The organism is Nostoc sp. KVJ20 (assembly GCF_001712795.1).
Lineage (GTDB): Bacteria > Cyanobacteriota > Cyanobacteriia > Cyanobacteriales > Nostocaceae > Nostoc.
Window position 1 is genome coordinate 1 of the sequence record NZ_KV757566.1, and the last position, 13,792, is coordinate 13,792.

Consider the following 13,792-nt stretch of genomic DNA (forward strand, 5'->3'; position numbering starts at 1 on the left):
GCACGTATGTTCATGTGGCTGTGTAATGGATAGAGATGAAAACGCAGCTAGAATTATCCTTAGTCGAGGATTGAGTACTGTAGGGCATACGGGAACTTTTGCGCTAGACGCAAGCAACGCTTGGGGAGATGAAACCGCTACTCATGTTGGTGAAAACCTGCATGAGCAAGTTATGTCTTAGATTCAAGAATCCCCGTCTCTTTAGAGCGGCGAGTGTCAACAACAAGGGAATTATTCAGGCATAGGATGTGAAGTCGCTTCTCTACGAGATGCTGCGCGTAACTTGCTTCTCTGAAAGAGTACGCTCCAATTAAAAATTCAAAATTAACGCCTTATGTGAGTTAACAATTTTCAAACAATATCAAAGGTTTCAACCTTATACCAATTTTGTATGAAGCTGCATAGAATTAGATCCCCCCTAGCCCCCCTTTTTAAGGGGGGGAACTGGAAAAACATCTATCAAAGTCCCCTTTTTAAGGGGGATTTAGGGGGATCGAGATATGTGCAACTTCACATTAAATTGGTATTAGCTTTAATCGTAAACTCCAGCCTTATAAACGAGACTACGTTGTTTCAGGCTTCAACTCACTTAAGGCGTAATTATTAATTAAAAATTGCAAGACGCTCCTACGTCGCTAATGCTGCTCCAGTATTATTGCAGATTTGGTGAGACAGCTTTCTATGCCAATCTTTACGACAGTTAGCAACGTACTCATGCAGTGAAGCTACGGACAAATAAATTTGTCCTATTCGCATCCCCCAGCTAAAGCATCGGGGCTTTACGCATCACGACTCGTAAACCTTCTACTATACCGCAAAATTTTTTTGTAAGAGACATCTCGTAGGATGAGAACTTAAGAGATTAAAAGCAATTAAATAAAAAAATATTGAAGTAAAACTCTCATAACTAGAGGTAATAAGAGAGCCAGAGACATAGTTTTGCTCGTTTCCGCCGCAGGGAGATGGGTCAATCATCACGTTTAGGAGAAACCGATGAGAAAGCTGATGAGAATCGTTCTTCTCGTGCTAGCCGGTGTGGTGATGGCACTGGCGTTCACGCTCGCCTCGTTTTCCCAAGACCGACCGGCAAAGGCGAAAGTCGTTCACCTGGATCAAGGTTGGTCTCAAGAGGATCGGCTACGCTATTACTACACCTCACAAGGTTCGGCTGCGATGTCTTACGACATCTTCCTAAACCTCGATGCGGCGAATAACCAGGGGCTATTCAGTGCCAATGATAACCTCGCCAAGTATGGATTTATCCCCCAACCCGCCGATTCCAAATACAACCCGGACGGGCTACCCATCGGCATAACCAATACAGTAGTAGCGGACGGACGATGGAAAGGCAAGTGGGTCGGATTGAGCTGTGCCGCGTGTCATAACGGACAGATCGAACACAAGGGAACCAAGATCAGTATTTCGGGCGGTAACAACGCCACACTTGATGTTCATGCCTTCATTGAGGGACTGGATGATACCCTGGCGGCAACGGCTGCCGATCCGCAAAAGTTCGCTCGGCTAGCAGAGAAACTGGGACAGCGCGATGATGCCGGCAAGGAAGCGTTACGCAAGCGCTTGGAAGAGGATGCCGCGGCAGTTCATGGCTATCGCGGCATCCTTGCGGTGACACCGACCGTTGTTGGCCCGGGACGCATGGATGCACTCCGCCTGATTCACAATCAGGTGCAATCCCGTTGGCTCGACATTCCGCAAAACTGGGTAGCGCCGATCGCACCAGTCAAGCCGTCTTTCGTCTGGAACATACCGCAGTCAGCCTGGGCACAGTGGAGTGGCGTCCTGTTTGACCCCATTCTCCGCAATCAGGGTGAATCTCTGGGGGTGTTTGCAAGGATGGACTTAACGTCGAAGACGCCAAAGTTAGGGCTGTTCGACTCTACCGTAGACCTTAAGGGCCAAATTGCCAGCGAGGCTCTCTTACGGAGACTTGCACCACCTCAATGGCCCGAAGCTGTTCTCGGCAAGATCGATCAAGAGAAGGCTGCCAAGGGAGCGCAACTGTTCACGCAAAACTGCGCCGGATGCCACTCCACCTGGCCGCATCGTTGGAGCGAACCTAAAAAGCAAGACAAGCGATTTATTGAGAATGCGATCGTCTCCGTTGATGTTATCGGCACCGATCCGGGGCAGTTCTCAAGTCCGCAGTTCGAGAGCAACCCGACGGTGAAGACTGGACGGATGAGTGAGTATTTGCCAGCGCCGGACAATGGGGCTGCGATCGCTCCACCGCCCGTTGTCTTCCAGGCGATACAGCGCGGGATCTTTGATAAGGCAGTAGCCAAGCTCAACCTCAGCGATGAAGAACTCGTCTCGGCACACGGCTATCGGGCTTCTTATCCAGAGCCGCCCGATCCGATTCCGGCGATCGGCTACAAGGCTAACCCGGCTGAAGGTATGTGGGCCTCGCCCCCCTTCTTGCATAATGGCTCAGTGCCGAATCTCTACGAATTGCTGCTTCCAGACAATGAGCGGTCTAAAACGTTCTTTATCGGGCGAGAGTTCGATCCGGTGAAGGTCGGCGTGGACACTTCTGGGAAATCTGGGAAGTTCTTATTTGACACCTCGCTGGTCGGCAATTCCAACGCTGGACATTCCTTTGAGAATAGACCTACCGAGAAAGGGGTTATCGGACGACTGCTGACTGAGGATGAGCGCTGGGCATTGGTCGAGTACATGAAGTCCATCCCGAACCAGTCCCGACAGATTGCCCCATTTGGCGGGCCAAAAGATCCTATTCGTGCTTGGCAAGATAAGACGTTTTTCCACGTCAAAAACCCAGGCACTTACAACGGCGCACCCCAATTGTCACCGGCTTCAACGACAAAACATGCTCTAGCCCAAGAATCGATCAATCCAGGCGAAATTGTCACCAAAAACTTGGGTCTGTTCGCGAAGCGTCTCGTAGAGAAGCCCCGTCTTTTGAGGACGGCTTTTTATCATCGGTGACAGGACTTTAAATGAGTAATGAGTAATGAGTGGATGAGAAATGGGTATTTACTCATTACTTATTACTTATTACTCCAGAATCACCGCGCCTCTGGGTCGGTGAGTATGTCAACTTTAGGAGGGATTAATGAGCAAGCTGATAAGAATCGTTCTTCTGGTGCTAGCCAGTGGGGTGATTGCACTGGTTTTGACGCTCCCTTCCTTCTCTAACCAACCCCGACAGATCACTCCATTTGGCGGATCGAAAGACCCCATCCGTGCTTGGCAAGATAAGACGTTCTTCCACGTCAAAAACCTAGGTGCTGACGACGGCGCACCCAAGGAGATATCGGTGCAAAAGCCAACCGTGCCCGCTCTCGCGCAAGAATCCATCGAGCCGGGTGAAAAGGATCTCATTGATTCGATCCTCAACGCATCGCTGGCACGACTGCACACCCAGTTTCCGCCCGGTACTCGGCCAGTCTTGCGCGACGCGCATCCGAAAGCACACGGCTTGGTATATGCCGAATTCATCGTGCTTGATAATCTCCCAAAAGAATTGCGCTACGGCGTGTTCAAGACGCCGCGCACGTTTGATGCCCTGATCCGGTTTTCTGCCGGGAATGTCGAGGTTCAAGAGGACAGAGTGCCACAGGCTGCCGGAATGGCAATCAAACTGTTCGGAGTCGAGGGCGAGAAACTGCTTGCATCGGAAAAGGATGCTAAGACGCAAGATTTCGTGATGATCAATTTCCCGACCTTCTTCGTAAGAAACCTCAAGGATTATGAACTCTTGCATCAGCAGATGTTGAAGGGTCAGATAGAGAAGTTTTTTGAGACTCGACCCACGGAACTCAAGGCGATCATGTCCATGCGATCGCAACCATTCTTCAATCCCGTCCAGATTCGCTATTGGAGTCAGACGCCATACTTGCTAGGGCCGAACGCGATCAAGTTCTCAGCTACCCCCATCTCCCGAAGCACTAACCGCCAGCCAAAGACGACGGGGCCAGACTTTCTGAGGGAAGTCATGAAGAAACAGGTCGGATCAGAAGACGTTTATTACGAGTTTGCTGTCCAGATCCAAGCCGATCCAATGACGATGCCTGTGGAAGATCCTCTGGAACTGTGGGACGAAATGGTGTCTCCCTTTCAACAGGTCGCGATCATTCGCATCCCGAAGCAAGACATTGACGCCAAGGGTAGGGTAGAGATGGCAGAGAACCTCGCGTTCACGCCCTGGCATTCCTTACCCGAACATCGACCCTTGGGTTCTATGAACCGATCGCGACTGCTCATTTACGAGAAGGTGTCTGAGTTTCGCCGCAAGATGAACAATGTGCCTCGCAAAGAACCGAATCAGATCCCCATAGAGAACGACAGGCCATACTAGTAGTTCGCCAACCCAAAATTGCTGGGTGGAGGTCGGCAGAGGAGCAGAGGAGAGGCTTATACCAAGTTCTTTCCCCTCTGCTAACCACCATGCAAAGTTTCCTTGGCAGACTACTAGAAAAAATTCACCGCTTGGGTTTGTGGCGGATGCGTCGGTTGAATCTATTGTAGAGAGAAAAGGCATCTGCCGAACTCGACCCGAACTTGACAATTAAGACTTCAGACAAAAGTATTGTAGAAATAATCAAAAAAATATGTTGTGTCAGGCATGGAAAACCGCTAAAGGTTGTGTTTCACTGTGAAAATTTGACATCAATACCGCAAAACCAATGCAATTCGCTGATGAATGGATAGTGCTTCATCGTCCACAATTGCAATGTTTCCTCCCTTAGCCAAGACAACTTCTATAATTTCATCGACGGCATCATCCATCACCTCTGTACCACCTGGTTGATCCACTAACTCAAACCTGCCGTCTTCAGTCAGGATTGCTGGTACATGGTAGTTTTTTTCAACCAAAAGCAATTTCCCTCGACCTTCATGCGCTAATCGCCACGTTTCCCCAATCGTAGAAACGACACTTTGAGTACCCATCGCGTCATCTAATGCCTGGAGTGCATCAGCCTGTTGCGCCTCCCGAACGGACTGCATGATTGTCCACACTTGAGGGGTCAGTTCATGAATCGTCGCTTTGTCAAAATTGCCACTCAGGCTTCCTGCGTAGGTGTAGCCCGTCGTAGACATCCCTTGAGTATCTTGTGAAACCTCCTGGAAGAAAGATATTTGCCGATCAACACCTCCCACAACCAATGGTAGCGACTCATTTGGATTCTGATAGAGCTTCAATAAAGTGTCTACATGCTGAAAAAATCTGCGATGCCTATCGTCTCGATAGCTAGAGTCAGCGTCAGATGGAAGCGGAGCCGTGGCCCCGGGCCCTGTCATTTGCATTGGGAAGTTTTCATCATGAACTTCCTCAAGGGTTTCTCCTGTTCCAGCTAATAAGCGCGTGGATGCCTGACTTAACAGCAAAACCCAATAGCGTAGCGCCCGATGCGTTCCATAGACCAAATCTCGTGTCGCGAAGGTTTGATCAATTACAACCCGCTCAGGTACAGGAAAGGGCAGGTAATAAAGCTTGGCAAAGTCATGGCTGATGTATAGCGCTAACCCATCCAGCGTGTGGCGATAGTCAATTTCGCTCACGAGGGTTTCGAGCCGCTTCAACAATGGTTCCAACTCGCGGTTAGTAAATTCTGTGGCAAGCCGCTTCGTTGCCTCATCTACCAGATTTTTCACCCGAATCGGATCTTGTTTATTATCAGGTGATGTCCGATGAGTTGGTAACAGGATGGAAAGCGCCGGAACATTGCTCAAAAATTGCAACTGCTTAAGAGCCTGACGAGTAATCATGGATATCTCTTATCGATTTTTAGTGGTGATTAAGCTGTTTCCAATGTTAAAGACAGAACCACTCGTAATTCCTCTACCAAAAAAAGGAGATTGCATCCGCAGTTTTAGCTACCTATCTAATTGGTATGCATAGCCGTAGTCACACAGATTAGGACAGTGTTGATTGCTCAAAGTCTTGAAAAAACTGGGTTTTTACTCATCACGGGCTAAACGCAATACGCTTGGGTTAAGGGCTAATGGCACTAAGAAAAACCCAAAAGCTTGTGTCGTCTCGTTCCCAGCCTCCAGGCTGGGAATGTATTTAAAAGAGGCTCTGCCTCAATTCAAGCTACTGGAGGCGGAGCCTCCCAGAATGGATTCCCAGCCTGAAGGCTTGTTCCAGTCAGAACAAGGGCTGTATCTTTTCTTAGTGCCATTCGGTTAAGGGCTAAGTGTACAAAATTGTGGGTTTTCTAGACGCGATAAATCGCCGTCTCTACAAGTATTTTGGTCTTATCTGAACCGTATTGGGGCTAAACGCCCCGCTACCGCTAACAGCACTTAGCTATAAGAGGAATGGCACTAAGAAAAGCGGAAATGCTTGCCAGATGAAGATTACAGCTTTTAATCAAAGAGTACCGAGTTAATGGACAAGCCTCCCATTCGTAGTTAGCAGAGCCGTGTTTAAATTCAACTGCTTTCTGCATATCTACGCTCTTAAATTATTTCTGAAAAGGAAAAAACCGTGAAACATAGTATTTGTTTCACGGCTTTCCGTGTGGTGTGAGGAGCTTAACTATATATCATGATAAAGTAACTGCCTAAGTACAATACACTCGTAACATTTTTGGTAACAGAATTTTTTTGCGATGACACTATCAGATGTGAGATTTAATCAAATTATGGCTTGCTAAACCAACGATATTGACCAATAAAAATGCACAGCGCATTGATATTTCAAAGCAAGGGAATACCGCAACGGATAAGCTATATACATGGGGTAATAACTCTGAATTATTTATCAAGGAAGGCAGAGGGCAGCTATGCTGGAGGCTCAGTTGGAATACTGTTTTCTGCTCTGGAGTCCGTGACAATCATCGAACTTGCGGTTTAAGACCCCCATCAAATTTTCTTGTTTTGTGGCCCCAATTAAGTATGGTGTTGAATTCCCTACAAAACATTGAACCTTCTGCCTTCTGCCTTCTTCAATTTCCCCTGTTTCCCAGTCCCTAATCCCCACTCTCTACTCCCTTTTCAAGAGAGCAAACTAGCAGAATTAACATCCAAAAATAACATCGCTTGGGATTGTTGACGGAGAACAGAAGCCGGACAATCTGTAGTTATAGCTCCTTGCAACATTTCTTTTACCACATTCGCTTTACGTTTTTCTGGAGCAAGGCAGATAATTTTTTTAGCTGAACAAATCGCCGAGATGGTGACAGTAAAAGCATATTGGGGAACAGTTTCTAGATTTGGAAAGTGACCTGTACTAACTTGTTGCTGACGGTTCACTGTATCTAGTTTCACCAGTTTCACACTGTAAGGGTCTTGAAAATTTGCTACTGCTGGATCGTTAAAAGCCAAATGTCCATTTTCGCCAACACCAAGACAGCATAAGTCAATTGGTTGTGCTTGCAATAATTTAGTGTAGCGATCGCACTCTGCCACTGGTTGCAATGTATCACCTTCTATATAGTGAAATTCTTTAGGAATAACCCGTTTCTCTACACGTTCTCGCATATAGCGCCGGAAGCTGGCTGAATGGTCAGCAGTAATTCCCAAATATTCATCTAGATGGAACAGTATAATCCGTGACCAATCTACACCACCCAATGCAATTAAAGCATCGAGAAATTTGAGTTGGGAATTACCTGTTGCTAACAATACAGCAGCCGTATCTTGTTCGTTGAGAGTCTGCTGTAAATACTTTTGTGCAATTTCGGCAACATTCTGGGCCATTTCGACTTCAGAGTTGTGAATCCGCACCAGTAAATCATCAACGCGAAAAAAGTTTAGATCGGCTAGCATTTGCTTACATGGAAGGTTATCAATTATACGGCAATTTGCTGAGAGGCTCTACTTATCTGCCCTTACAGTTTTAGGATTTAGCAGATTATTTGTCACTTTTTACCCTGTATTAACCAAGGAACAATCACTAAGGACAAAAAACAATATAAACTATTTAAATTAAGTTAACAATTATTTACATTTTACCCAAAAATTATGCTGGCTGCAATTCTCTTTGACCTAGATGGCACTATTGTCAACACTGACCCTATACACTACCTAGCTTGGCAGGAAATGCTGTTAAATTACAGTATAGAAATTGACGAAACATTTTATCAAACCCGCATTAGTGGGGGGCTAAATCCAGAAATTGTTAAGGATATTCTGCCACAATTATCAGCAGCAGAGGGGCAAAAATTTGCAGATGAAAAAGAAGCGCTTTTCCGCAAACTCGCGCCAAATCTCAAACCTTTGAATGGATTTTCTGAACTACTAGCCTGGACAGATACACATCAATTGAAACGTGCATTAGTAACTAATGCTCCGAGGTTAAATGCAGAATTTATGCTAGAGGTGTTGGGAATAAAAGAAGCTTTTCATACAATTGTTTTAGCGGATGATTGTATTGCAGGTAAACCCGACCCTGCACCCTACCAAGTTGCTTTGAATAAGTTGGGGATTACAGCAGAAGAAGCGATCGCCTTAGAAGACTCTCCTTCTGGGATTCGTTCAGCGGTGAGCGCAGATATCCGCACCATTGGCATAGCGTCTACCCATAATCCCCAAGCTTTGCAGGAAATCGGTGCATTTATGGCAATACCAGATTTTACTGATTTGCAGTTGTGGACATTTCTGAACTCACTCATTGAGAAAAATTCAAGTGCGATCGCTTCTAATCTTTGAACGTATTGGGCCTCCTGAATTGAGGCTACTGAACTTTCTTGACACTCCCCGAATTTCTAATTCGGGGATTCTTGCTTCAAAGGGATTCCAATGAATTCAGAGGATGTTTGAAAAGTCTCCTCGTCGGTATCAAAACGTTTTCGATCCCCCTAAATCCACGCCACTTGCTCATGGGGGAAACCCCCAAGACCGCAGTGGCTCCCCTTAAAAAGGGGGACTTTAAGGATTTTCCCCCCTTTTTAAGGGGGGTTAGGGGGGATCAACCAGTGCTTAAAATCACAGCTAACCACTTTTCAAACATCCTCTCAGCAAGCATCTTGACTGTATGCCCTACGGCTGCAAGCCCCCTAATAGCGACTACTTGAGCGGCTGCTTATGTCTCTATCAGTTGTATAGCCGCAATTTGAACAAATATGAGTACGTATGACAAGTTCTTTTTTACCTGTCTCAACTCTACAGTTAGGGCAAGTCTGACTGGTTTTTCGTGCATCTACTTTCTGAAATTTTAAAATGACCACGATTCGACACTCAAAACTATCCTGTTTGCAGTTCGGAGGCATTTTGATTATTGGCTTCTACAGGTAAGAATCCACCTGCCTGCATTTTCCATAACCTGTAGTAAGCACCACGGCGTGCCAGCAGCTTGGCGTGAGTGCCATCTTCGATAATGCGCCCTTGGTCAAATACCAAAATGCGGTCTAAATGGGCAATGGTAGAAAGTCGATGAGCCACCACGATGACTGTTTTTCCATCCATCGCTAAATCTAGAGTATCTTGGATCGCTTTTTCGGTAATGGAATCCAGGCTGGAGGTAGCTTCATCTAGAATCAGAATTGGTGAGTCTTTGAGGATTACCCGCGCGATCGCAATCCTTTGTCTTTGCCCTCCAGAAAGTTTGACACCGCGTTCGCCCACCAAAGAATCATACCCTTCCTTAATCTGAGCAATAAAATCGTGAGCATAGGCTTGACGTGCCGCCTCGACCACTTCCTCGTCGGTGGCATCCAGTCGTCCATAACGAATATTTTCTATCAATGTCCGATGGAACAGAGACGGATCTTGAGGAATCAAGCTGATCTGGGAGTGTAGGGCATCTTGCGTCATGTCTCGAATATCCACCCCATCAATAAGAATCTGTCCAGATTGGGGGTCGAATTGACGCAAAATCAGATTCACGAAACTGGATTTCCCAGAGCCAGAAAAGCCAACCAGTCCGACACGCTGGCCTGGTTGGATAGTTATAGACAGGTTGTCGAATACTTTTTTCCCAAGGGAGTAGCTAAAATTTACTTGGCGAAACTCAATCTGTCCCTGAGTAATTGAATGGGCGATCGCACTATCACGATCAATGATCTCGTGGGGTTGAACAATAGTAAAGACACCATTGGCAATATTGCCGATATGTTCAAAAAATTCTAGAAACCGTTTACTTAAATTTCGGGCTTCACTGATGATCAACAGTGACAAACTAGTAGCAACCACGAAGTCAGCAGTTGCGATCGTTCCCTGACTCCAAAGTGAGAGCGAGTAATAAAGAGTGCCGATTTTCAGAACGGCTGCTGAGATAAACTGAAACCAACGGATTCGCTCCGAGTACCAATTGGATTTTCTCACCTCTTTGAGTTCGTCCCTTAATTGCTCATTCAAATAGCGTCGTTCAAAACCCAGGCGAGCAAACAGTCGGCTACTATTGAGGTTTGTTACTGCATCTACAATGATGCCAGTTGTTTCACTTCTTGCGGCTGCGGCTTTTCGGGAGTAAATTCGGCAGCGAGTTGCTAGCCAGAACGAAATACTGATGAAAAGAACTGCCCACAACCCCACGAATCCAGCAAGTGGAGGATAGACGCGATACAGTAATATCGTCGTGACACTATACACAATGATTACTGGCATAAATTCAGTAATCAGCATTTGCATCGTCTGAGTTACACCTAAAGAAGTTTCGCTAATCCGATGTGCCAATGCCCCGGAAAAACTGCTGCTGAGGTAACGATGAGAATGATGCTGCAAGTAGGCATATAGCGATCGGACGATGTGCTGTCGGTGGATCGGATGGAGGATTGTCTGTAAGAGTCCAGCCGATCGCCCAAATACCACTTCACCCAAACTCAAGGCGGTGAATAACATCAGGGGTTGGCTCACGGTATCAAAAATCTGCTGACTCTCCCCTGGCGATCGCGTCACGCCCCGGATGATCTCACCAATGGCATAAGGTAACATGATGCCACAAGTTGCGTGTATTACCTCCAGAATCACCATTGCCACATACCACCAGCGAAACTGGTTAACGAAATAGCAGATGAACCTAAAGGTCGTCGCTGGCAAGTTGGGCGCGTCGGCAGCACGTTGAAAGGATTTCGATTGTTTGGACTTTTTCTTCATGAAAGTCGATCTCGTAGCATCTTTTTAGGCTTCTCTTTAACAACTCGATTTAGTGGGGACAAATAACATTGAATTGAAGAAGAATTCAGAAGTCAGAATCAAGACGCTACGCTATCCGCCACTAGTACAGAATTCATGCTGAATTCTGGCTCCTGAGTCCTGAATTCTGTTTCGATAAAGCTAGAAGACTTTGTTCACAGTGTCAAAGCTTTCTTAAGTAGCAATATTCAAACGATAAATATCCATCTCAACTCTATGAAATATCGTTCTTCTTTCGTGTCTCATACCCAACTTCCCAAGCACTCTGATCGATGCTGTGTTTGCTCGTTCGACAATGCCAAGGATATATGGAAATCCTCATAACTAATGAAACAAAATACTAGACCGAATGGCACTAAGTTAAAATACAGCCCTTACCCTAACTGGTTCCCAGCCTCCAGGCTGGGAAACCATTCTTGGAGGCTCCGCCTCCTCTTTCTTGACAAGAGGCAGAGCCTCTCGGAACTTGTTCCCAGCCTGGAGGCTGGGAACGAGAATACAATAAGTCTTTGGGCTTTTCTTAGTGCCATTCGTACTAGACCATAATTTCTGGCGGTGTGATCGCAGCATATAAATCAGGCGGAAGTAACGCATCTTGAATGTTGATTTTCTTCGGTATGACACCCTCTTTAAAGAATAAATCTGCTACACGCTGTTGTTCCGCTATCAGTTCAGGACTTAGGCCTCTGCGTCCTGCGAAAGTGCGACGAGACATTACCTTGTCGGCCACATCCTCATCGAGCTTTTGTGTGGCGATCATCAACTTTTTCACTTCATTTCGATTCGCCTCTGCCCACTTATCAAGGGCATGAAGTTCTTCAATGATAATTTTGAGCAAGCCAGGGTTTTCTTCGGCAAACTTCCTATCAGCAATATAGTAGCCCCCAGGAGAATCTAGCCCAACAGAATCTCTGAGGACACGAATTCGACCCATCTTTTGAGCGATCGCATAGTGGGGATCTCCAGTCATCCAAACGGGAATTCTCCCTTCGAGAAACGCACCCCGCGCCTCGATGGTCGCCATACTTTTGATTTTAATATCCTTGATGGTCAAGCCGATTGACTGCAAAGCTCTAAGAATAAAATAGTGCGATGCCGAGCCTTTTTGAAAATAAACTTCTTGCCCCTTGATATCCTCAAATTTCTGAAGGGGAGACTCTGGAGGTACAGCAATTACACTACTTGTTCCTGTTCTTGCGGTTCTTTGTGTACCGACGACATAAACAAGGTCTGAACCAGCGACTTGGGCAAAAATTGGCGGCGTTTCTCCTACTGATCCTACGTCAACTCTTTTCGCAGCCATACCTTCCATGAGTTGTGGCCCTTGGACAAATTGCGCCCATTCCACCTTGATTCCCAGTGGCTCCAAGCGTTTCTCTAAAACTTGCCGATTTCTGAACAGATCCCCTGCACTCTGATAACCCATGCGGAGAACTTTCGTTTTTATCCCAAGAGAAATTGAATTGCCACTAGTACTTGCTACATTCTGTTGGCCTTGTTGGTTACAACTTCCCAACAAATATGCCATAGAAAAACCGCCCAGACTAGATGTAGCAACATTTAGAAAACGACGGCGTTTAATCATAGTTGTTTGATAGATAAAATAGTTTGGATTGGTTGGAAAGGTTAAAAGAAAGCAAAACTAACGCAGAGAATCTCCCCTGCGATATTCAGCGGTGATGTCGTCGAGTTTTTGTTTCAAATTGTCGTCGAGTTTTAGTTCTACAGCTTTGAGGGTGTCAGCAAGTTGTTCTGGACGACTAGCACCAATAATAGGGGCAGTAATAATCGGATTAGCCAGCACCCAAGCTACAGCTAAGGTAGTGAGCGACAATCCAGCAAATTCCGCCACTGTGCGTAATTCTTCCACAGTATTGAACTCGCGATCGCGCCAGTAACGCTCTTGATAACGTTCTGCGGCAGCACCCAGAGTAAAACGAGTCCCTGCGGTGGGGCCTTGAGTAAGATTGTGTTTGCCAGTGAGTAGACCACCTGCTAAGGGATTGTAAGGAATTACACCTAATCCTTCTTCTTTCGCCAAGGGCAAAAGTTCTCGCTCAATTTCGCGGAACAACAAATTATAGCGGGGTTGAATCGAGACGAAGCGAGTTAAATTTCGCACTTCGGCGCGACCCAAGGCGCGGGCAAGTCGGTAAGCTAAGAAGTTAGAAACCCCAATGTAGCGTACCTTGCCAGCACGAACTACTGTATCTAATGCTTCTAAGGTTTCATCGAGAGGAGTTGAAGCATCATCAGAGTGCAATTGGTACAGGTCAACATAATCAGTTCCCAGTCGTTTGAGGGAAGCATCGATCGCATCCAAAATGTGTTTGCGCGAAGCACCCTGATCCCAAGGTGCAGGGCCAACTTTACCTACAGCTTTGGTAGCCAAAATAAAATGTTCGCGTTTGCCTTTGAGCCAGCGCCCAATGATTTCTTCGGTACTTCCAGCCGTAGCTAGCCCACCCCCAAGAGGATACACATCGGCTGTATCGAGAAAGTTAATTCCCGCATCGGCGGCGGTGTCAAGGATTCGCCTTGAGGTTTCTTCATCTGTCTGCAATCCGAAGGTCATTGTACCAAGACAGAGGCGAGAAACAGTCAATCCAGTTTGACCAAGTTTGGTAGTTGGTAAGGTCATGGAAACGTTTTTTATGTCGTTAAATTTTGATAAGAAAACGAACCGCAAAGGCGCAAAGGACGCAAAGAAAGAAGAAAAATTCTCTGC

The 13,792-nt window shown here is 46.3% G+C and carries 8 protein-coding genes and 2 pseudogenes; 4 read left to right on the forward strand and 6 right to left on the reverse strand.

All coding sequences use genetic code 11. From position 1 onward, the window contains the following. The 3 genes and pseudogenes from A4S05_RS38555 to A4S05_RS05070 all read left to right on the forward strand — a co-directional run. Window positions 1–181: pseudogene (locus tag A4S05_RS38555) on the forward strand (RNA-guided endonuclease TnpB family protein); the annotation flags it as partial. An 812-nt stretch (window positions 182–993) separates the two neighbouring features. Further along, window positions 994–2,967: a di-heme-cytochrome C peroxidase gene (locus A4S05_RS05065; RefSeq protein ID WP_069068742.1), complete on the forward strand. Its 1,974-nt coding sequence runs from the start codon at window positions 994–996 to the stop codon at window positions 2,965–2,967. Between the two features lie 127 nt (window positions 2,968–3,094). Continuing rightward, entirely contained in the window at window positions 3,095–4,339 is a 1,245-nt protein-coding gene (locus A4S05_RS05070; protein WP_084226983.1) for a catalase family protein, read from the forward strand. A gap of 311 nt (window positions 4,340–4,650) precedes the next feature. Here A4S05_RS05070 and A4S05_RS05075 read toward each other — a convergent pair whose 3' ends face one another. Both A4S05_RS05075 and A4S05_RS05090 read right to left on the reverse strand, forming a co-directional pair. Continuing rightward, on the reverse strand, window positions 4,651–5,751 hold the full coding sequence (locus A4S05_RS05075) for an AOC03_06830 family ribosome hibernation factor (RefSeq protein WP_069068743.1): 1,101 nt from the start codon (window positions 5,749–5,751) through the stop codon (window positions 4,651–4,653). 1,233 nt (window positions 5,752–6,984) lie between these two features. Further along, window positions 6,985–7,758, reverse strand: a complete 774-nt coding sequence (locus A4S05_RS05090) for a glucosamine-6-phosphate deaminase (RefSeq protein WP_069068746.1) — start codon at window positions 7,756–7,758, stop codon at window positions 6,985–6,987. Window positions 7,759–7,953: 195 nt separating this feature from the next. Here A4S05_RS05090 and A4S05_RS05095 point away from each other — a divergent pair, with 195 nt between their 5' ends. Next, a complete protein-coding gene (locus A4S05_RS05095; RefSeq protein WP_069068747.1) occupies window positions 7,954–8,640 on the forward strand; it encodes an HAD family hydrolase in 687 nt (228 codons plus the stop codon). 259 nt (window positions 8,641–8,899) lie between these two features. On the opposite strand, the pseudogene A4S05_RS38560 reads toward A4S05_RS05095, so the two are convergent. The 4 genes and pseudogenes from A4S05_RS38560 to A4S05_RS05110 all read right to left on the reverse strand — a co-directional run. Beyond that, window positions 8,900–9,143 (reverse strand): annotated as a pseudogene (locus tag A4S05_RS38560) (zinc ribbon domain-containing protein); the annotation flags it as partial. A gap of 31 nt (window positions 9,144–9,174) precedes the next feature. Further along, window positions 9,175–11,025 (reverse strand): ABC transporter ATP-binding protein, encoded by a 1,851-nt coding sequence (locus A4S05_RS05100; protein WP_069068748.1) that lies wholly within the window; start codon window positions 11,023–11,025, stop codon window positions 9,175–9,177. A 574-nt stretch (window positions 11,026–11,599) separates the two neighbouring features. Continuing rightward, the gene (locus A4S05_RS05105) at window positions 11,600–12,649 is read right to left on the reverse strand and encodes an aliphatic sulfonate ABC transporter substrate-binding protein (protein WP_069068749.1); all 1,050 of its coding nucleotides are present in this window, start codon (window positions 12,647–12,649) and stop codon (window positions 11,600–11,602) included. Between the two features lie 57 nt (window positions 12,650–12,706). After that, window positions 12,707–13,705, reverse strand: a complete 999-nt coding sequence (locus A4S05_RS05110; protein WP_069068750.1) for an aldo/keto reductase — start codon at window positions 13,703–13,705, stop codon at window positions 12,707–12,709. Window positions 13,706–13,792 lie beyond the last annotated feature (87 nt).